Source organism: Sphingobacterium sp. SG20118 (genome assembly GCF_044740685.1).
In the GTDB taxonomy this organism is placed as follows: Bacteria; Bacteroidota; Bacteroidia; order Sphingobacteriales; family Sphingobacteriaceae; genus Sphingobacterium.
Genome location: NZ_CP172826.1, coordinates 3,701,613 through 3,720,796, shown reverse-complemented (window position 1 = coordinate 3,720,796; position 19,184 = coordinate 3,701,613). Strand labels below are relative to the sequence as shown.

Annotated in this window: 18 protein-coding genes and 3 pseudogenes; 18 read left to right on the top strand and 3 right to left on the bottom strand. The window is 38.1% G+C overall.

Annotated elements, in window-relative coordinates; genetic code table 11:
• Window positions 1-92: 92 nt before the first annotated feature.
• Complete coding sequence (locus tag ACFX5U_RS17110; RefSeq protein WP_038700453.1) at window positions 93-1,286, bottom strand: dicarboxylate/amino acid:cation symporter; 1,194 nt, start codon at window positions 1,284-1,286, stop codon at window positions 93-95.
• Between the two features lie 683 nt (window positions 1,287-1,969).
• Here ACFX5U_RS17110 and ACFX5U_RS17105 point away from each other — a divergent pair.
• The gene (locus tag ACFX5U_RS17105) at window positions 1,970-2,974 is read left to right on the top strand and encodes a hypothetical protein (protein WP_280565744.1); all 1,005 of its coding nucleotides are present in this window, start codon (window positions 1,970-1,972) and stop codon (window positions 2,972-2,974) included.
• A gap of 93 nt (window positions 2,975-3,067) precedes the next feature.
• Here the strand turns inward: ACFX5U_RS17105 and ybaK are convergent, their stop codons facing one another.
• Together ybaK and ACFX5U_RS17095 are read right to left on the bottom strand one after the other, a co-directional pair.
• Window positions 3,068-3,541, bottom strand: a complete 474-nt coding sequence (gene ybaK, locus ACFX5U_RS17100; RefSeq protein WP_400261555.1) for a Cys-tRNA(Pro) deacylase — start codon at window positions 3,539-3,541, stop codon at window positions 3,068-3,070.
• Window positions 3,542-3,717: 176 nt separating this feature from the next.
• A complete protein-coding gene (locus ACFX5U_RS17095; RefSeq protein WP_280565748.1) occupies window positions 3,718-4,758 on the bottom strand; it encodes an outer membrane beta-barrel protein in 1,041 nt (346 codons plus the stop codon).
• Between the two features lie 326 nt (window positions 4,759-5,084).
• Between ACFX5U_RS17095 and ACFX5U_RS17090 the strand changes: the two are divergent.
• The 17 genes and pseudogenes from ACFX5U_RS17090 to ureC all read left to right on the top strand — a co-directional run bounded on the left by ACFX5U_RS17090 (window position 5,085) and on the right by ureC (window position 19,131).
• A pseudogene (locus ACFX5U_RS17090) lies at window positions 5,085-6,390 on the top strand (ammonium transporter).
• A 344-nt stretch (window positions 6,391-6,734) separates the two neighbouring features.
• On the top strand, window positions 6,735-7,829 hold the full coding sequence (locus tag ACFX5U_RS17085) for a hypothetical protein (protein ID WP_400261554.1): 1,095 nt from the start codon (window positions 6,735-6,737) through the stop codon (window positions 7,827-7,829).
• Between the two features lie 135 nt (window positions 7,830-7,964).
• A complete protein-coding gene (locus ACFX5U_RS17080) occupies window positions 7,965-8,354 on the top strand; it encodes a hypothetical protein (protein ID WP_400261553.1) in 390 nt (129 codons plus the stop codon).
• Window positions 8,355-8,453: 99 nt separating this feature from the next.
• Window positions 8,454-8,801 carry a hydrogenase maturation nickel metallochaperone HypA gene (locus ACFX5U_RS17075; RefSeq protein WP_280565756.1) on the top strand — a complete coding sequence of 116 codons (348 nt, stop codon included), beginning with the start codon at window positions 8,454-8,456 and terminating at the stop codon, window positions 8,799-8,801.
• Between the two features lies 1 nt (window position 8,802).
• Window positions 8,803-9,063 carry a hypothetical protein gene (locus ACFX5U_RS17070; RefSeq protein ID WP_400261552.1) on the top strand — a complete coding sequence of 87 codons (261 nt, stop codon included), beginning with the start codon at window positions 8,803-8,805 and terminating at the stop codon, window positions 9,061-9,063.
• Between the two features lie 10 nt (window positions 9,064-9,073).
• Window positions 9,074-9,532 (top strand): hydrogenase nickel incorporation protein HypB, encoded by a 459-nt coding sequence (hypB, locus tag ACFX5U_RS17065; RefSeq protein WP_400261551.1) that lies wholly within the window; start codon window positions 9,074-9,076, stop codon window positions 9,530-9,532.
• Between the two features lie 5 nt (window positions 9,533-9,537).
• On the top strand, window positions 9,538-10,020 hold the full coding sequence (locus ACFX5U_RS17060) for a hypothetical protein (protein WP_400261550.1): 483 nt from the start codon (window positions 9,538-9,540) through the stop codon (window positions 10,018-10,020).
• Window positions 10,004-11,005, top strand: coding sequence for an ABC transporter substrate-binding protein (locus ACFX5U_RS17055; RefSeq protein WP_280565760.1), 1,002 nt, complete (start codon window positions 10,004-10,006; stop codon window positions 11,003-11,005). Before ACFX5U_RS17060 ends, ACFX5U_RS17055 begins: the two co-directional genes overlap by 17 nt.
• A gap of 2 nt (window positions 11,006-11,007) precedes the next feature.
• Window positions 11,008-12,015: a FecCD family ABC transporter permease gene (locus tag ACFX5U_RS17050; RefSeq protein ID WP_400261549.1), complete on the top strand. Its 1,008-nt coding sequence runs from the start codon at window positions 11,008-11,010 to the stop codon at window positions 12,013-12,015.
• Window positions 12,016-12,114: 99 nt separating this feature from the next.
• A complete protein-coding gene (locus ACFX5U_RS17045; protein ID WP_038700432.1) occupies window positions 12,115-12,894 on the top strand; it encodes an ABC transporter ATP-binding protein in 780 nt (259 codons plus the stop codon).
• Complete coding sequence (locus ACFX5U_RS17040) at window positions 12,894-13,460, top strand: GNAT family N-acetyltransferase (protein WP_400261548.1); 567 nt, start codon at window positions 12,894-12,896, stop codon at window positions 13,458-13,460. Before ACFX5U_RS17045 ends, ACFX5U_RS17040 begins: the two co-directional genes overlap by 1 nt.
• A gap of 128 nt (window positions 13,461-13,588) precedes the next feature.
• On the top strand, window positions 13,589-14,353 hold the full coding sequence (locus ACFX5U_RS17035) for a TonB-dependent receptor plug domain-containing protein (protein ID WP_400261547.1): 765 nt from the start codon (window positions 13,589-13,591) through the stop codon (window positions 14,351-14,353).
• Complete coding sequence (locus tag ACFX5U_RS17030) at window positions 14,322-16,028, top strand: TonB-dependent siderophore receptor (RefSeq protein ID WP_400261546.1); 1,707 nt, start codon at window positions 14,322-14,324, stop codon at window positions 16,026-16,028. Before ACFX5U_RS17035 ends, ACFX5U_RS17030 begins: the two co-directional genes overlap by 32 nt.
• Before the next feature lie 115 nt (window positions 16,029-16,143).
• Complete coding sequence (locus ACFX5U_RS17025; RefSeq protein WP_400261545.1) at window positions 16,144-16,539, top strand: hypothetical protein; 396 nt, start codon at window positions 16,144-16,146, stop codon at window positions 16,537-16,539.
• A 177-nt stretch (window positions 16,540-16,716) separates the two neighbouring features.
• Window positions 16,717-17,020: pseudogene (ureA, locus tag ACFX5U_RS17020) on the top strand (urease subunit gamma).
• Window positions 17,021-17,038: 18 nt separating this feature from the next.
• Window positions 17,039-17,344 (top strand): annotated as a pseudogene (locus tag ACFX5U_RS17015) (urease subunit beta); the annotation flags it as partial.
• Window positions 17,345-17,409: 65 nt separating this feature from the next.
• The gene (ureC, locus tag ACFX5U_RS17010; protein WP_400261544.1) at window positions 17,410-19,131 is read left to right on the top strand and encodes an urease subunit alpha; all 1,722 of its coding nucleotides are present in this window, start codon (window positions 17,410-17,412) and stop codon (window positions 19,129-19,131) included.
• The last annotated feature ends 53 nt before the right edge of the window (window positions 19,132-19,184 follow it).

Here is a 19,184-nt window from a genome sequence, read left to right as displayed (position 1 = left end):
AGCCCTTCTTGTATCTCTATATTTCGAACGAGTAGTGGTATATTGTGTCCCTTTTCGACCCCTTGATGTTTTATGAGTCGTTCTATTTACTTTTATGCAGTAACTTCTACTGGTTCCTCTTGTTTTCTTTTCTTGAAAATAGCATTTAATACGATGGCAATAGCGCCGTCTCCTGTTACATTACAAGCAGTGCCAAAACTGTCCATCGCGATATATAATGCAATCATAAGCGCTTGATTTTCGGCATTGAAACCGAGCATACTGCCTATGATACCAATGGCTGCCATTATAGCTCCCCCGGGTACACCTGGCGCTGCAATCATGGTAACCCCAAGCATACAGATGAAACCCATCATCTGGAAAAAGTCTATTGCGATACCCTGCATCATCATAAGTGCCAATACGCAAGCGACGATCTTGAGTGTACTGCCTGCTAGATGGATGGTGGCACATAAGGGGATACTGAAGTTGGCAATATCCTCATCCACGCCTAATTTCTTTGCCTGATTGAGCGTAACGGGAATAGTGGCTGCCGAAGATTGCGTACCCAATGCTGTGAAATATGCGGGTAACATGCCTATCAATAGTTTGAACGGATTTTGTTTGGATATAACTCCTGCAATAATAAATTGAATGACCAATAATAGGATATGGATGATAAAGATAATGCCGATAATCTTGATGAATACATGTAGTATAGTGAACACTTTGCCTGTGTACGTCATATCATAGAAAATGCCGAGAATGAAAAAGGGTAGCAAAGGAATGATCATTTTTTCGATTAAAAAGCTAATCACTTTTTCAAAATCTATAAATACCTTTTCTAAGGCTGAGTTTTCCAATTTTGAGAGACCGATACCAATACAGAAAGCGAGCACCAGTGCTGACATGACATCAAAAAGTGGTGGAAATTCAATCGTGAAATAAGGAGTCAGGGTTTTAGTGGTAGCAGTAACCAAATCTGTATTGATTTGATTTTGGAGTAGCGTTGGAAAGATACTCATGCTGACCGTGTATGAAAAAAGTCCAGCAAATAAAGTGGATCCATAAGCTATCAGTACTGTTGTCAATAATAATTTCCCGGCGGTTTTGCCCAGTTGTGCAATAGATGGAATAATCAATCCCACGATAATCAAGGGTATCAAAAATTTTAAAAACTGATCAAAAAGGAAGTTGTAGGTGGTCAATATGCGTCCCAATGATTCAGGCAGATAAAGCCCCAGCACAATGCCGGAAATGATGGCAATTATTACTTTAAAAAGAAGATTTTCAGTAATTTTTTTCATTCGTATAAATTGTTTTAATAATGAGTGTTAGCTTTAATTAGGTGCTCGTTTCACTCGGTTTATTGATTTATTATCTGTTTTACAATCAATTAAATTGTTCCGCTAAGTCCAATAGTAATAAAACGATCACGAGCGTTTATTTTTGATGTTGGTATACTGATTTAAGCTCATGATGTTTCATTCGTATTGAGTTTTTATTCATGGCGATGCATCAATCATGAGCAGAGCCTGCTTTTATATATCCGGTAATTTAATCGGGTTGAACTTATAAAACTGTTCATTAAATTGATCAACTCACGATTGATTATCCTGCGAAAATAGGAATTAATAATTGATTTTATGATCGCTGTTCTTGATGTTTCTTTCATTTGTTGTGTTTCAATCGATCTGAAAAAAATCAGATGCAATTTATTTTTATCCAATAGATTAAATTTTGATGGGACATTATGATTTCGTATATAATTCGAGTATTTAAGTTTGTAAAAACTACTACTATAATTTAATTCTACTGATGATTATAAATTAATTTTGAATAGGTGATTTATTTGATTCACCTATTTTTTTGTTCTATTTAATCAGTTTTTCTAAAACAAAAGGGTTAATGGACTGTTGATAAGTTAACTGTAGTTTAAAAGTCTAGGTGAAGTTTAGTGAATTATTTTAAAAAATTTAAATTTATTCTTATGGAAACGAGTTACACGAATGACAATAAAAATTTTCCGCGTTATTTTAAACGAATCTCTTGGGGAGCGGTAATCGCGGGAGTAATAGTGACGATAATCGTGCAATTATTATTGACCTTATTGGGGGTAGGTATTGGTTTTGTCAGTTTTACGCCTACTTCAGATAGTACCCCATTCAGTGGGATGGGGACAGGATTAATGGTCTGGTGGATCTTAACAACTTTAATCTCTCTTTTTGCCGGAGGATGGGTGAGTGGATGGCTGTCTTCTACAACATGTAAGGTGGATCGTATATTACATGGGGTGCTTACGTGGAGTGTATTTGCATTGTTTAGTTTGTACTTATTTACAACTTCACTGGGAAGTCTGGTCGGTGGTATAGGCAATGTCTTAGGAAAGGGACTGTCTTCTGCTGGTGGTGCGCTTAAAGATAATCTGCCAGATGTATCTGCTATGGTTGGTGATAACTTGGGCTTGGGACATAGCGATTTGAAAAAACTGAAAGATGAGGCTACTACTTTGTTGAAGCAAACGGGGAAGAAGGAACTACAGCCTGGTAATTTAGAGAAAAAAGCAGAAAATGCTGTTGGGGAAGCAAAAAAAGCAGGTCGTCAAATTGGGGAGAATCCCGATAATGCCGATGATGTTTCTAAATCGTTACTCAGTAAATTGTATAATCTAAAAGATAGCGTCATGTCGGATGTTGATAAAGATGCTTTAGTAAATGTTGTAGCAGAGCGTACGGGTAAATCAAAAGTAGAATCAGAACAGATTGTTGATAACTGGATCAATACAGCTGAAGAAGCAAAACAGAAAATAAAAGAATTGTCTGCTGAAGCTGCTGAAAAATCTAAAAAAGTAGGCGAAGAGGTTAGTGATGCCCTTGGTAAAGCTGCTATTTTTGGATTCTTTGCACTTTTAGTTGGTGCCGCCAGTGCTATAGGTGGTAGTTTGGTGGGGCGTAATAAAACGCATACGCATTATCGTCAAAGCGATATCGTATAGCGCGTTTGCAAATGATAACATATTAAATAACCGATAAGACTTTATGAGCCACTTCCTAGGAAGTGGCTTTTTTATGTGTGCTTTGTTTTCATGCTATAGGCTGTCGGATATATCTGCAAATATACCCTTTGTGGCTTTGCTCAGGTCATCAGGTTGAAGCATGATCTGATAACCTTTTTTTCCTGCACTGATGATGATCTTGTCTTCTAAAGTAGCAATTTCTTCGATATAGGTTGGGAATGCTTTCTTCATGCCGATAGGGGAGCAGCCACCTCGGATATAGCCAGTCACCTGTTGTAGGTCCTTCATAGCTAGCATTTCACATTTTTTATTGCCAGAAATAAAGGCTAATTTTTTCAGATTAACTTGCGCATTCCCTGGTATAATTGCAACGAGGTACTGATCTTTTTGTCCAGTTAGCACAAGTGTTTTGTATATGCTTTCTGGTCGTATTTTTAAAATTTCAGCAACATCTGTTGCACTTTGATGCCTATCATTGATTTCATATTCCTTTATTGTATAAGTAATCTGTAGATGATCTAAAATCCGAGCTGCATTGGTTTTCATTGTTATTATTCGTTGTTTCCGACTATTCTTATGACCCAGTTAAAAATAGAATAAATACGTGAAAATGCTAAATACTTTTTTATTTTTCTGATTATAAAATATCATTGTACTTATTGTATGTGACAAGGCTGAAGAGGGAACATGTCATAAAAAGTAATGGATTCAGGTGTGTTTGATTAAAAATCGTAAACTAATGCCAACGAAAACTGTCCTGCATTCTTGGTGGGCGTAAGATTCTGTTTGACAAATATTTGCTCGCTACTATTGTCTAATCTGATTTCGGGGATAAAATGAAAGCCATTGTGTTTGAAGTTGGCCGTCAATGTTGTAGAGAAAATTTCATTACCTACTGCTTCTAAGATAGGGGCATCTTTTAGTTTGAAATATTCACCACGCAAGCCTATACCTATATTTTTATTAATATTGACCATTGGGTAAAGGGCAATTCCGGAGTACCCACCTCCTCCTTTCTGGTCGTAGTCGGTAGCATTGGCACCCAATGAGAATAAAGGTGTGAAAGCATAATTACCGACGAAATCAATCAATGTGCCCGAACTGTAATTGCTAGCTCCACCTTGTGATGAACCTGTTAAGAAATTTAGATTGAAATTGGATTTTTCATTTGGCGTTATGGATAATTGTGATCCGAAATGGGAAACTCCATTGAGATCTTGGTATACATTCCAGTCATTAAAGAGTCCGACCATGAGACTTACCTGATCAGAGAAGACATACTGTGCTTTGATACCACCATCTTGAAAAGGTCCGGCTCCAAATAGATAAGAAGTAGAATAATGAAAATTGTAAGAAGGACAAATGACTTCATAACCAATAAACGTGCTCATGAATCCAGCTGTCATGGTCAGTCTCTCCGTTAAGGCATAAGAAATGAATAAGTTTTGAATGTGAAAACTATTTTGGTCACTAGCATTTAAGATGGAGCGGTATTGTCCCCTTGGTCCAAATGATAATTCACCAACAAAAGATGCTCTTCCGGATTTTTTTTTCAATGCAAGGTCGATCATTCCAATTGATACCGAATTATTTTCTTCTGTAAATGAGGTCTGAATATTTGATTGTTTCTGGAAATCATATTTCCAATAGGTGTCCACTGATCCTGAAATTTCCAAGCCTAAGAGGTTACTTTCTTGAGATTGTGCGTAGGATGCTGTAGTCATAAGTGCTAAAAGCAGTTGGGTTAGGGTTAATTTTCTCATTTTTACTTGTTTTTAAATGTGTTTATGTCATTTTTTCATTTAAAAACACTAAAAACTTCTAGTTTTTTACTGTTTTTCCATTAAATATTAGAGTTTTATCTTATTTATACTTGTTTTTAGCATTTAACACTAGTAATTTTTGTGTTTTTTGTTTGTTTTGGTGAAATTATTATGTAAATATATAATTTTATTTTATTTTTTATTGATTTTTCAAATATTTGCCATTATATTTGGCATATAATTAGTTATTATGGTTAATGTTTATTGTTTTTATATGAAATAATGGATTTTAATATTGAAATGTTAAATAAAAAATGTAGAATCTTATGAAAAAATTCGTCCCGCTTTTTGTTTTGGTCTTTTTGGCTTTTATTGGCTTATTGACCCCATCTTTAGATGTTGTTGATACTGGGGGAGTACAGATGGACACTGGAGATACGGCTTGGCTACTGGCATCATCTGCTTTGGTATTGATTATGACCCCAGGTTTGGCTTTCTTTTATGGTGGGATGGTCAGCAAAAAGAATGTCATTTCTACCATGATGCAAAGTTTTATCTGTATGTGCCTAATTTCGGTACTTTGGGTTATTTTTGGATTTAGTTTGGCCTTTGGAGATGATATAGGTGGTATCATTGGAGATCCAAGAACTTTTTATATGATGAAAGGGATGTTGGGCAATGCGACCTGGCCAGCTTTGCCAACAATTCCACTAGTACTTTTCGCTATGTTTCAATTGAAATTTGCCATTATCACACCTGCACTGATCACAGGGGCTTTTGCGGAAAGGGTGCGCTTCAACTCCTTTATGGTATTCATCTTGTTATTCAGTGTGTTCATCTATATGCCTTTAGCTCATGCTACTTGGCATTCGGAAGGGATTTTAGCAAAGTACGGGGTCTTGGACTTTGCAGGGGGGACTGTCGTTCATATGTCCGCTGGATGGGCAGCCTTAGCATCTGCCATCTATTTGAAAGGACGTATAACGCCGACACACTCACCTGCTCGTATTAGTTATGTGATTTTGGGTACGGCACTGCTTTGGTTTGGTTGGTTTGGTTTCAATGCTGGATCTGCTGGGGGTGCAAATAGTTTGGCTGCATACGCCTTTGCCACGACGACCACAGCTTCAGCTGTTGCTGCTATCGCTTGGATTTTTGTCGATATCATTAGGGGGAAAAAGCCTTCAGCTATGGGTGCTTGTATTGGTGCGGTTGTTGGTTTGGTAGCCATTACACCTGCAGCTGGGTTTGTCAGTATCCCACATTCGCTTGTCATCGGTTTAGTGGCTGCCTTGGTCAGTAATCTTGTTGTTTTTTTACGGAGTAAGACCCGTATCGATGATACTTTGGATGTATTTCCTTGTCATGGCGTAGGCGGTATGGTGGGGATGGTTTCTGACGGGGGTGTTTGCCAATAGCAACGTGAATAGTGCAGTGACTACAAATGGCTTGTATTTTGGTGAGACAGGTTTATTTGTAGCACATATTGTCGCACTGATAGCCGTTTCGGTTTTTGCATTTTTCGGATCCTTACTGTTGATTAAGGTGACAGATATGATTACTCCATTGCGTGTCTTTGAAAACGAAGAAGAACTTGGTCTTGATCGTACGCAGCATGATGAAGAATTGTAATGAATGGCATATTAGCGTTATCCTCTTTTTAACTTACAGGTTAATCTAAATTAAACGTTGGGATATGGTTAGACTGAAGGAGTTCTCTCTTTTGGTCTGACCAATTTTTTTTGCATGAGTATTGCAAATTAAAGACGAATGATTGGAAGTGAAAAGGTTATTATCTGATTGCAAGTTAATGAGAGTTATTCTTTTTACCGATAAAGAATATTTTGAGTATGATAATAGGTTTATTTTTTTTCGATTATTATCATTGTTTTAATATAGATGTGAAGTTAAATATTTATTTTTTTATTATTTTATGATGATATTTTTTTATATTAGTTCTATAATATTAACTAATTATGAAAAGCATAGATCTCTATTTGAAGTCTTGGTATTCCAATATAGTGGCAAATATTTTGCTCGCCGGGATTATCACGCTAATCGTTGTATTTTTATTTACAAATGTAAATATCATTGATGCTATTGGAAAAGATGTTTATTTGATCAATTATACCTACAGTTTTATCTTTTTTGTTACCCTAGTCTACATCTTATCCTTTCTACTCTATTATTATGATCATGATCCTTATTTAAAAAAGAAGAAACTGGTTCGCTGGATATTTAAGGGCATGACCCTGTTTATTGCAGCTTTTGGTTTTAAAGTTTATTTTTATAGTTTGTTCCGTTACCAATTTATACACGATGTGAGCAAGTATAATTTTATCGAACGGGATCTCCTTTTGGTCTTGTTGACTATGTCTGCGCTCTTGGTTTATTTCAAGGTGCGTGCCGATGAAGTAGCTAAACGAGAATATAAAAGAAACAATCATGTTCAAGAAACGGCTCATCAATATGCTATTGCGGAGCATAAATGGGCGTATGAGGAGATGAAAAAGGACCTTATTGCCAATAATGAAGAAACATTACGAATACAAAGAATGGAAGCTCAATTGCAGCGTGATCGTTTGGTTTTAGATTTTTCAGATCAGTTGGCATTCCAGATGCTTGATTATCAACAAACAATCGAACGAATGGAAAGTCGTTATCAAGCACTTTGCACTCGGCAACAGCATTTTGAGGATATAGTGGCGGAGTTGGTCAAGAAAATCAGAGTAATCGATGACTACGGATGGAGAGAGGTATCAATCGCGCAGGTGCAACGAATCTATATTTGCCAAAAAGTACTAAAGGTGAGGTTGATGAATGGAAATACCCATGTTTTGGAAGAACGTGATTTACCTGTGATAAAGGGTCTGTTTCCACATCTGTTACTTGAAGTTGATGAGGGGCGGCAGCTCATTAATTGGTTATCTTTTATGAATTATAAGAAGAGTAATGATATGGGCTATGTTAAATTATTTGGTGTACAGGAGTTTGACGTTCAAATTTCATTAACCAAATATGATGAACTCCTACAGAAATTGGATTATTATAATGGTATGTTGGAGCAATAATTAAGTACGATTATCATTTATACGAGCAGTTTATCCTATTTAGTGAAACGAAATTCCTGATTTGTGCTAGTCTAATTGCTACTATTCGTATTAACTTTGTTAGGTTAAAAACAGCAAGTTAATAATTTGTTATAAATGATGTTCAGGTTAGTTATTTTTGTGCTTTCAGTTTGGTTGTTTCCCTTTCAATCGTTAGGGTCAACAACTCATGTTAGTGTTCAAGATACTGCTTGTTCATCCACTTTCCAAAGAATATTTGATCTTGGAGGTCAAGACGTGGACTATTGCACTTCGCATTTATCGGTCAATAAAAGCACTCCTTTTCAACAAACATATTTTTGGGATTTAGACTTTGACCTAGACAAAGATCTTAACTTGGATAAAGTGCTCGTGGTATATGATTTGGCCATGAATTTGCTCTATTCCAATGAAAACCTTTTTGAGGACGATTACAGATTTCTCCATTATCTGCCTGTCGAAACGGACAAATTTCTGCTTTTTGAACAGATAAAGATTCCTTTTTAGCCTGCCGGCCAAACATATTCTATACGTAAAGTAGGGTCGATGTTCGATTGATTGCTACTGTCACAAAACTTTTTCATATTTCTTAGATTATATATTATTATGCATGAGCTTAGTATTGTCAAGGATATCTTCGATACATTGGAGGGCCATTATGGGTCTAAAGTGGAAGATGTCCAAAAGATTCAAGTCACTGCAGGGCTACTTTCAAATGTACAACCTGTTTTGATCCAGAACGCTTTTGATGCGTTCATAGCCGATAACAATTCCTATGCGGAAATGGAGCTGGAGGTTCTCGTCAATGAGATAATAGCTCATTGTGAGGCTTGTGATAAAGATTTTCCGGTTTTATACCATCGGTTTGTATGCCCTTGTGGGCAGCCTTCGTCAACAATCGTTCAAGGGAACGAATTGTATATTTCAAAAGTAATTTTTAAACAAAAACAATAATATGTCTACTAACACATCTAATCCAAAAAGTGCTGGAAACCGCGTGGGTTCGGTACAGTGCGATAATACAACCTTACATTTATTAAAAGCCAATGATTATGTGGCCAATGCAATCCGCGAGCGACTGAAGGATGTTTGCATTATCAACGTTTGCTCCTCACCAGGGTCTGGGAAGACAACTTTAATGCAAGAAACAGGTAAGCGACTTGCGGGTGATATTCATATTTCGGTTTTAGTGGGCGACCCCGAAACAGAAACGTGATGCAATCAGAATGCGTGAAGTGGGTATCAATGCCTTGCAAATCGTGACCGGTGGTGTATGTCACATCGAAGCACAGATGATTTTGCAAGCCTTAGATCACATTGATTTAACCGGTACCGATCTGTTGTTTATTGAAAATGTAGGTAATCTGCTCTGCCCTTCAGCTTTTGATCTCGGTGAAGATTACCGTGTGACTTTATTGGCAACGACAGAAGGGGACGATAAGCCTAAAAAATATCCACGTATGTTTTTGACGAGTGAATTGATGTTGGTATCAAAATCTGACTTGCTTCCTTATGTACCGTTTACTGTAGAGGCAGTAACCAAAGATGCACGTGAGGTAAATCCAAATATCGAAATTATGACAATAAGTACGACTAATGGCGAAGGTATCGATGAGTGGTGCAACTGGTTAAAAGATAAAGTGAAACAAAAAAAAGAAGCGAGACTTCAAGCTGAGGTTAAATAAGTGATATGGAAGTACAGCCTGTAGAAATTGATGCAGTGGTGCCAAGGGAGGATTTTACTGATGTAGTGATGGCACAACTTCAACTGGAATGGTTTGAAGTGCATAAAAGAAAATTGACCAGAGTGACGACTGCTGGACAAACCATACTTCTGCAATTGGAGCGTGGTAAAGAGTGGCGTTCGGGGGATGGGTTATTCCATGCTGGCCAATTGATGGCTACGATCACAATCAAGCCAACTTTGACCATCTGCTTTGAACCGATTGATTTAGTACAGGCTGCAGACTTCTGTTATTATATCGGTAATAGGCATTTGCCTTTATTTTTTGGTATCAATAAAGATACCTATCGGGTGCCATATGATGGACGATTGTATGAACAGTTGTTCGCAAAATTCCAATCACAGGTCCAACTGGAGGAGGAAATACTGCTGTCGGAAAATCTTGTGCGTCAGCTTATTAAAAATTTAAGGAATGAAAGTAAATCATAAATTATTTTGGGTAGCAGCTTTGTTTTTTATAGGTGTTTTGCAAGCTTGTAACCATGCTAGTAACAAGGAGCTTTTACAATCTTTCAGCGCTATTGATAGTCGTGGAAAGGTCATTAGTCTCCCGCAGGAAGCTAAAAGGGTGGTGGTGCTATTTCCTTCGCTGTTGGACGAATTGTACATGTTGCAGGCCGGTGATTGTATCGTGGGGATTCCTCAACAGGTATATCAAATGGAAGATACTTATGCTTTTTTGTCAAAACTTGATAAAAGGATAGCTGAAAAGACCATAGCGACGCCCACTTATGGTGGTCAGTCTAATAATGTAGAGAGCATAGTAGCATTGCAACCTGATTTGGTAATTACTTTCAATACAGATCAAGATAATATACAGCAGTTGGAAGATTTGGGTATTCCGGTTTACAGCTGCTCCTCTGCGGATGATGAGCGTATTTTGGCAGAATTGCTCGGAATGGGGATATTAGTAGGAAAAAAAGAACGTGCACAGGAAATCGTGACCTACGTGGAAGCTGAAGTAGAACGCATGCGCGTGCCTGAGATAGACGATGCTAAGTCTGTTTACTACGCTTGGTCTAAAGGTCGTGTGATGTCTACTTCTGGCAAAGGAAGTCTGATTGATATGGCCATTCGTTTATCAGGAGCTGAAAATGCATGCCCTTTGTCTATGGAAGCGCCAAACATCAGTGCGGAAACGATGTACAAATGGAATCCGGATCTCATTATATTGTGGAACTCCAAATTGTCTGATGTATATGACTTGAAAGAATTGGCTGATCTTCCTGCTGTGAAAAATAAACAGGTATATGTGATGTCGCCTTCATTTCCATTTGATCCGCATACCGTTAAATTTCTATTGTTTGCAAAACAGGTGAGACATTGGTGTTTTCCAGTTTATACTGAGGAGCAGTTAAATCAAGAGACAGAAGAGGCTTTTGAAATCATGTACGGTAAAGAAGGATTGCTATAATTATGGGAAGGTTGAAAATCATTGTCCTGTTGGTCATTGTGCCTGTTCTTCTTTTTGTGCTATCGCTTACTATCGGCTCTACCCAAAATATAAGCGTAATCGAATTGTTTCAAAGAATGGCGATACAGCTGGGGTTTTTACAGGATCCGACCCTTCAAGATGGTAGTTTGAATACTATTTTATGGCAAGTAAGACTGCCTCGGGTGTTGTTGACATTTCTGGTTGGTGCTGCTTTGGCATCTTCAGGTGGGGTGCTTCAATCTATCTTTAGAAATCCTATTGTCGATCCCTTTACACTCGGGATTTCTTCAGGGTCTGCTTTTGGTGCAGCCTTAGCTATGTTGTTTCCAATCATGTCGGTTAATCTTTCTGCTTTTATTTTTGGTGTGTGTGCAGTGGGGCTGACCTATTTGGTCTCGTATTCGGGGGTTAGAACTTCTATTGTAGGGATGGTGTTGGCCGGTATGGTGATATCGGGGGTATTTACGGCCTTATTGACTTTGCTGCAATATATGAGTGATCCTTATAAATTGCAGGCTATTATACAGTGGACCATGGGTAATTTACATACGGCTTCTTGGTCTAAGGTATATACTGCCATAGGGCCTATTGCAATAGGCCTATTTGTGATTGTGTTGTACCGTTGGAAATTGAATCTATTGTCTCTGGGTGATCAGGAAGCACTTGCTGTTGGAGTCAATCCAAAAATTATTAAACTGGTGCTAATTGCTGTTGCTACCATGATTACAGCAGCTTCGGTGGCAGCTGTAGGGGTAATCAGTCTATTTGGATTAATTGTACCACATATCAGTCGTATGATCTTTGGTCCTAATAACAATATTTCAGTATGGGCTAACATCAGCATCGGAGGAACCTTTCTACTCTTAATTGATGATTTTTCACGAGCGGTCATGCCATTTGAAATTCCAATTGGGGTATTTACTATGATTATCGGAGCGCCTTTATTTATTTACTTGATGCGTCGCAACGCGATGAATTGGAATTCATGATTTAATTGCAGAATGCTCAATTAGATCGAAAGGTTGCCAAAAAGACCTTGATAAAATTTAAAACAAACGGAGCTGGAATGCTCATAATTAACTGATTAGATGAATACTTCGATTGCTATACAACAATTATCTTTTTCCTATGGTGATGAACCTGTACTGCGTGATGTGAATGTGCGTTTTCCGAAAGGAAAGTTGTCCATCATTTTGGGACGTAACGGTAGTGGAAAATCAACCCTATTCAATGTGATTGCTGGCTTGGAGAAACGTTATGAGGGTCAGGTTTTGATCGGTAATGTGGATCGGAAAAAAATTAAAGTTGGCAACAGAGTTCAATTGCGTTTGGGTTTTTTAAATCAGTTTCATCAAACGACATTTCCTTTTAAAGTGTCGGATGTCGTATTGACTGGTCGCGCTTCTTTTTCACGTTTTTCACCGAGTATTGAGGATTATGAAGCGGTTGATGCCATATTGAAGAAGTTTAGTCTGGAGCATTTGAAAAACAAACCTTATACCGAATTGTCTGGTGGTGAAAGACAGTTGATTCTATTATGTCGGGTCTTGGTACAAGAACCGGATATATTGATGCTCGATGAGCCGACAAATCACCTGGATCTCAATTATCAAATGGCAGTATTGCGGACGGCTAAAGAATTGGTCAATGAAGGAACAACAGTTTTATGCGTGATGCATGACCCTAATCTGGCTTTTATGTTTGGAGATCAATTCTATTTGATGCGTGATAATAGCTTGTTCGATATCAATGGAATGGAACAGGAAGAAGTGAAGAATCTGTTGGAAGAAACTTATGAATTGTCCTTGTTGAGTTTGGAAAATCAGGGCAAATGGATGTTTGTTCCAAAGCTTAATGAAAATCATTAATGGAAAATATTTCAATTTATAACGTTAGCGAGTTGGATGTAGCAGAAGTGTTGCCCTATGTGTTAGCCTTTAGGCGGCTATTGTTTCCGATGTTGGACCCAAATAAGATACCTCAAGATTTACAAGATTTTGAGGCTGTTTTCTTACAAAATCATACAGGTACTTTTTTACAGGCTAGAAATGAAGAAGGCGCTTTGGTTGGAGTAATTGGTATGATGGAATATGATTACCGATTTCCTCATTTGAATATAGACGTGCAGCAGACAGTGGAAGTAGCACGTCTGTTTGTTGATCCTGACTACCGAAGAACGGGATTGGGGAGCTTATTGTTTGAGCAACTCATGCAGATTGCCAAGCAAAAGCAGATAGAGCGGCTTTATCTACATACCCACCCATTCTTAACCGGTGCTTATGAGTTCTGGTTAAAGCAGGGATTCCGCTTACTGGATTATTGTGACGAATCGGGTTTTCCAACGATGCATATGGAGTTGATGGTGAGTGAACTTCCGGTAATCAATCAATTACAAGATAACATCTTGTCTAAAGAACTGTTTTTGATGCCTTAAGGTCATATTGTATTCGCAGATTAATATAATAATATACCGAGCTCGTGAGCTCAAGAACGAAACTAATAGTCGTGTATGTCTGAAGGCTATAAGCGTATGATAGTTTCAAAAACATAGAAAATATTACAATGAAGTATAAGTTTAAGTCGTTGGTTTTTATAGTGGCAATAAGTGTTTGTTTTTCAATGGCTGTTCATGCACAAAATAGCACAGCAGTTTATGGTATGATTTTTAATGAATCAGGACGCCCCTTATCTGGAGTAACCCTATCATTGGGCAATTCGTTGCAAGCGACAACTTCAGATGTGGATGGCAAGTTTGTTTTCCCTCAGGCTGTTTTGCTTCCGATGGACTTGCATGTTACGGCTATTGGTTACGGAAGTGAAAAGATAAATCTGACGACGACGAATTGGAATACGCAAACTGGGCTGAAAATCAGATTGACTCCAAATGACCGTATGTTGGAGGAAGTGTTGATAACTGGAAGACGTAATAATTCGTACTTGACTAATAATTTGGAATTAGGAGGCAAGTTTTCTGGAAAACTTAAGGATCTACCACAATCTGTAGCGGTGTTAAGTCATGAGTTTATAGAAGATAAGCAAGCATTTACGACAGGTGCTCTATTTCAAGATTTGGCTGGTGTGACCGAAGCTTCTTCTTATGATGATGTTATCATTCGTGGTTTTAAAAGTGGGTATGAGACCGGCGTACGTTTAGTAAATGGTTTGCGTTCGGGATATGGTTATGGTAATAGTTATTACAATACGCCGTTGACCCTTAATCTGGAAAGCATAGAAGTGTTGAAAGGGCCGGGGGCTTCTTTGTTTGGTGATGTCGTACCCGGTGGAAACGATCAACATGACTACCAAGAAACCTTTGGAGTCATTTAAAGGAAATATTGGATTTACCTCAGGTAGTTTTCAGACGATGCGTACAACACTTGATTTTGGTGGTCCTTTGGATAGTGCAAAACGTATTTTATATCGATTCAATGCTGGATATGAAGACACCAAAACATTTCGTGATGTCAATCGGCAAAAACGTATCATGATAGCACCTTCTTTTACATTTAAACCAGCGACAGGTACGCAAGTGGATGTAGATGTAGTTTATAGTCAGTTTGATGGTTATCTTGATCGTGGAATGGGTATCAAAGCAAATGACTTCTATGCCTTACCGCGTTCGTTTACCTTGAGTCAGCCTTCTGATTTTTATAATTCTAAAACATTTTCCCTAAGCGGAAGGTTATCTCAGAAACTTGCAGACAATTTGAGTCTGCACCTAAGTTATATGAAATCGGTATATGAAGAGGATGTCAACGAACATCGGACTTTAAATACTTTTGCAGATGCACCTAAAAATACGATTATGAATATGCGGTTCTTTGATCGTCATGGAAAAGATTATACGGACAATGTGGTCGGTTATCTCAAATGGGACCGTGAGGGGGATATCATAGATCATCATATTGTAGCTGGTGTTGATATTGCGGAATATAGGGGAGATAAGGAAAATCAATTGCGCGAGGCAAGACAACAGACTGTTAACGGGCAGGTTGTACCTTTGATATTTGATTTAAATAATCCGATGTATACAACACATGACCTAACGTCTTACGTGTGGCGTGAAAATGTAGCATATCCTTTTTTAAGTCCTTATAAGACCACGGGAATATATATACAGGATCAGCTGGCGGTTGCAGATAAGTTAAAAGTAATATTGGGTTTACGTCACGAGCATTATGTGTCGGAGACGATAGATGGACAAAAGCGCACTCAAGCTGCTCAAAAAGCTTGGTTGCCGCGAGCGGGATTGACCTATGAACTGAATAAACAGATAAATTATTTCGCTAGTTACTCACAGGGTTTTGTTCCTGTTGGCGCTAGTTTTATTCACCAATATCAAAACTATGGTGCTGATAAACCTTTTGAACCTGAGCGTAGTTTTCAGCTTGAAACAGGTTTCAAAACGGGTTTTTTAAAAAATCAACTACAGGTGGATCTTTCCTTATTCCATATTGAACGTAGTAATATGTTGATTGCAACTGGTGCAATTCTGAATTCGGGTTTTTCTGAGTATAGACAGTCTGGAAAAGTGTTATCAGAAGGTATTGAGTTGGATTTAAGAGGGCAGTTGACCAAGGAATTTCAAATTATGGCAAATTATACCTACAACCATACGGATGTAAAAGCTTCGTCAATCGCTTCGGAATTGGGAGAATCACTACCGGGTGCTCCTAAAAATATGGCTAGTGCTTGGTTGAAATATGTCTTTTCACAAAATATGTTGAAAGGTTTAGGTTTCGGCACTGGTGTTTATTATGTGGATAGTCGCCGGATGGATAATACGATAGGTCAAGATAGTGAAGGTAATGCGCTATGGGGTTATTGGCCATCTTATACGACAATGAATGCAGCAGTTTATTACCATATCGGCGCATTGAAGATGGCCGTGAATATGAATAATGTATTCGATAAATACTATTTTTTGGGTGGCTTTGATTACACCCGAGCATTTCCGGGAGCCCCTCGAAATATAATGGTTTCTCTGGGATATGCATTTTAATGAAAAAAAACAGTTAAATCTTAGTTTGAGACATAATATGGACTATTTAATTCAAGATTTGTGCTATTAATGGTTTGTTTTAGTTGGTACTTTTGTATTGGAAATTAATATGGAGATGAAGTCGATTTTTCGTTGTGTTTTAACACTTTTTGTCATGCTGTTTGCTTTGGTTGCGACCAAAGGAAGTACGCATTTGCATGAAGATGTGAAAGCTGTGCATCAGATTAGACTTTTATCGACAAATTATGCATTTGGACATTTGCCGGAATTGAGTTCTAATGAACATCATGCGTTACTCTTTTCGGATATGCTGGATGTATGGGAATGTAAGGACTTTCAAGACGTCAATGAAGTTAGTCTTTTGTTGTACTATACCATTATCCCTGTTTGGTTATCTGCGATGAACATATCTGTAGATGAGAGACAGAATTTTAAATTTCCAACTGAACCAACGGGAGTAATCCGTAATCCACGATACATATTATTCAGATGTATCAAAATACCCATCTAGTCTAAACTAAAATTTTTCTCCTGCTATAAGTCATGAATCGTGCTAAGGCCTTTTCATGTAGCTTGTAGCGCTCGCACGTAAGTTTTTTTTTTGTTTTTAACAAACATCAAATGAGCACTTTGCTGTGCAATAAAAAGTAAATATACCTTATATAAGTTAATATAAAAAAGTAATTATATGCATTTATTACCTAGAGAAACAGAGAAGCTATTGCTTCATTTTGCTGGTGAACTCGCTAAGAAGCGTATGGCCAGAGGCGTTAAATTAAATTACCCAGAGTCCATTGCATACATCAGTAGTGAATTGATGGAAGGTGCGCGCGATGGTAGAAACTGTTGCTGAACTGATGCAGTATGGCGCCACTTTATTGAAACGTGAAGATGTTATGCCAGGGGTTCCTGAGATGATTCATGATGTACAGATCGAAGCTACTTTTCCTGATGGAACCAAGTTAGTGACCGTACATAATCCTATTCGTTAATTTAAAAAATATTTAATTATGATACCTGGAGAATATTTCATTCAAGATGGCGATATCATCTGCAATGAGGGTAGAGAAGTAACAACATTGACAGTCGTCAATACGGGAGACCGACCAATTCAAGTGGGTTCTCATTATCATTTTTTTGAAGTCAATAAAATGATGGAATTTGATCGTGGTTTAGCCTTTGGAAAACGATTGAATATTATAGCAAGTACAGCGGTTCGTTTTGAACCAGGGGAAACTAAAGTAGTACAATTAGTTCCGTATGCTGGGGCAAGAAGAGTGTATGGCCATAATGATTTAGTCAATGGCGATACTGAAACAGAGGTGGCAAAAATGAACGCTTTGAAAAAAGCGGATGCAAAAGGCTTTAAAAACAAAAAATCATGAGCTTAAAAGTTAGTAGATTAAATTATGCAGCAATATTTGGCCCAACAGGAGGCGATAAAGTGCGCTTGGGTGATACCGAAATCATAATAGAAGTAGAGAAAGATTATTCTTACTATGGGGATGAGGCTAAATTCGGCGGAGGTAAAACAATCCGTGATGGTATGTGCCAATCATCTGTGCATACCCGTGATGAAGGTACTTTGGATTTGGTTATTACAGATGCAATTATCATTGATCATTGGGGTATTGTAAAAGGAGACATTGGAATCAAGGATGGTAAAATCGTCGGTATCGGGCGTGCTGGTAATCCGGATACGATGGATAACATCACGCCAAATATGATTATCGGTGCTTCAACAGAGGTACATGGTGGTTCTGGATTCATAGTTACGCCTGGAGGTATTGATACGCATATTCACTACATCAGCCCGACACAAACGGAGACTGCTTTGTATAGTGGTATAACCACCATGATAGGTGGTGGAACAGGTCCTGCGGATGGTAGTAATGCCACAACGGTAACGCCAGGAAAATGGAATCTACGTAAGATGATGCAGGCAGTAGAAGCATTACCTATGAATTTTGGGTTTTTCGGTAAAGGAAACGTAGGTACGGAACAACCGATTATTGAGCAGATCGAAGCTGGTGCATTGGGAGTGAAAATTCACGAAGATTGGGGAGCTACTCCTGCAACGATCGATCGTGCCCTTTCTGTTGCCGATAAATATGATGTGCAGGTTGCTATTCATACCGATACCTTGAATGAATCTGGTTTCTTGGAAGATACAATGAATGCGATCAATGGTCGTGTCATCCACACTTTCCATACAGAAGGTGCTGGAGGTGGTCATGCTCCTGATATAATTAAATCGGCTATGTATCCAAATGTATTGCCGGCATCGACTAATCCGACTCGTCCTTTCACTAAAAATACAATTGACGAACACTTGGACATGTTGATGGTATGTCATCATTTAAGTAAGGATATTCCTGAAGATGTGGCTTTTGCCGATTCACGCATTCGTCCGGAAACGATTGCTGCAGAGGATGTTTTACAAGATCGCGGTGTTTTTAGTATTATGAGCTCAGACTCGCAGGCTATGGGCCGTGTAGGAGAGGTGATCATGAGAACTTGGCAAACGGCTGATAAAATGAAAAAACAGACCGGCCCGCTTCCTGAAGACATCGAAAATAATAATGATAATTTCAGAGCGAGACGATATATCGCTAAGTATACAATAAACCCGGCTATAGCACACGGTATCTCTAAATATGTAGGTTCAATCGAACCTGGTAAAATAGCGGATATGGTCATCTGGCGCCCAGCTTTATTTGGTGCTAAACCAGAAATGATTATTAAAGGAGGAATGATTATCGCTTCAAAAATGGGCGATGCAAATGCATCTATACCTACTCCGCAACCGATTATTTTGCGAACAATGTATGGCGGTTATGGTAAAGCGTTGACCTCAACATGTTTCAACTTTGTATCTCAAATTTCAATTGAAAAAGGAATCAAAGAGGAGTATGGCTTGGAGAAAACGTTGTTGCCTGTTGAAAATTGTAGAAATATCTCCAAAAAAGATATGATACATAATGACGCAACACCTGATATTAAGGTTAATCCAGAAAATTACGAAGTAAGTGTGGATGGTGAAATTATAAAATGTGAACCTATCGACACGGTGGCATTGGGCCAACTATACTTCTTGTTTTAGGCAAAATGCTATTATGGCACGGGGATATACGTGCCATATTTGATAAAAAGGAT

What these genes read in the sequence shown, in the direction of transcription:
- ACFX5U_RS17070 (WP_400261552.1), top strand. Translation starts at nt 8,803, where the DNA reads ATGTCTACTAACACATCTAATCCAAAAAGTGCTGGAAACCGCGTGGGT.
- ACFX5U_RS17095 (WP_280565748.1), bottom strand. Translation starts at nt 4,758, where the DNA reads ATGAGAAAATTAACCCTAACCCAACTGCTTTTAGCACTTATGACTACA.
- ACFX5U_RS17060 (WP_400261550.1), top strand. Translation starts at nt 9,538, where the DNA reads ATGGAAGTACAGCCTGTAGAAATTGATGCAGTGGTGCCAAGGGAGGAT.
- hypB (WP_400261551.1), top strand. Translation starts at nt 9,074, where the DNA reads ATGCGTGAAGTGGGTATCAATGCCTTGCAAATCGTGACCGGTGGTGTA.
- ACFX5U_RS17035 (WP_400261547.1), top strand. Translation starts at nt 13,589, where the DNA reads ATGAAGTATAAGTTTAAGTCGTTGGTTTTTATAGTGGCAATAAGTGTT.
- ACFX5U_RS17025 (WP_400261545.1), top strand. Translation starts at nt 16,144, where the DNA reads ATGAAGTCGATTTTTCGTTGTGTTTTAACACTTTTTGTCATGCTGTTT.
- ACFX5U_RS17040 (WP_400261548.1), top strand. Translation starts at nt 12,894, where the DNA reads ATGGAAAATATTTCAATTTATAACGTTAGCGAGTTGGATGTAGCAGAA.
- ybaK (WP_400261555.1), bottom strand. Translation starts at nt 3,541, where the DNA reads ATGAAAACCAATGCAGCTCGGATTTTAGATCATCTACAGATTACTTAT.
- ureC (WP_400261544.1), top strand. Translation starts at nt 17,410, where the DNA reads ATGAGCTTAAAAGTTAGTAGATTAAATTATGCAGCAATATTTGGCCCA.
- ACFX5U_RS17030 (WP_400261546.1), top strand. Translation starts at nt 14,322, where the DNA reads ATGACTACCAAGAAACCTTTGGAGTCATTTAAAGGAAATATTGGATTT.
- ACFX5U_RS17075 (WP_280565756.1), top strand. Translation starts at nt 8,454, where the DNA reads ATGCATGAGCTTAGTATTGTCAAGGATATCTTCGATACATTGGAGGGC.
- ACFX5U_RS17110 (WP_038700453.1), bottom strand. Translation starts at nt 1,286, where the DNA reads ATGAAAAAAATTACTGAAAATCTTCTTTTTAAAGTAATAATTGCCATC.
- ACFX5U_RS17085 (WP_400261554.1), top strand. Translation starts at nt 6,735, where the DNA reads ATGAAAAGCATAGATCTCTATTTGAAGTCTTGGTATTCCAATATAGTG.
- ACFX5U_RS17055 (WP_280565760.1), top strand. Translation starts at nt 10,004, where the DNA reads ATGAAAGTAAATCATAAATTATTTTGGGTAGCAGCTTTGTTTTTTATA.
- ACFX5U_RS17050 (WP_400261549.1), top strand. Translation starts at nt 11,008, where the DNA reads ATGGGAAGGTTGAAAATCATTGTCCTGTTGGTCATTGTGCCTGTTCTT.
- ACFX5U_RS17105 (WP_280565744.1), top strand. Translation starts at nt 1,970, where the DNA reads ATGGAAACGAGTTACACGAATGACAATAAAAATTTTCCGCGTTATTTT.
- ACFX5U_RS17080 (WP_400261553.1), top strand. Translation starts at nt 7,965, where the DNA reads ATGATGTTCAGGTTAGTTATTTTTGTGCTTTCAGTTTGGTTGTTTCCC.
- ACFX5U_RS17045 (WP_038700432.1), top strand. Translation starts at nt 12,115, where the DNA reads ATGAATACTTCGATTGCTATACAACAATTATCTTTTTCCTATGGTGAT.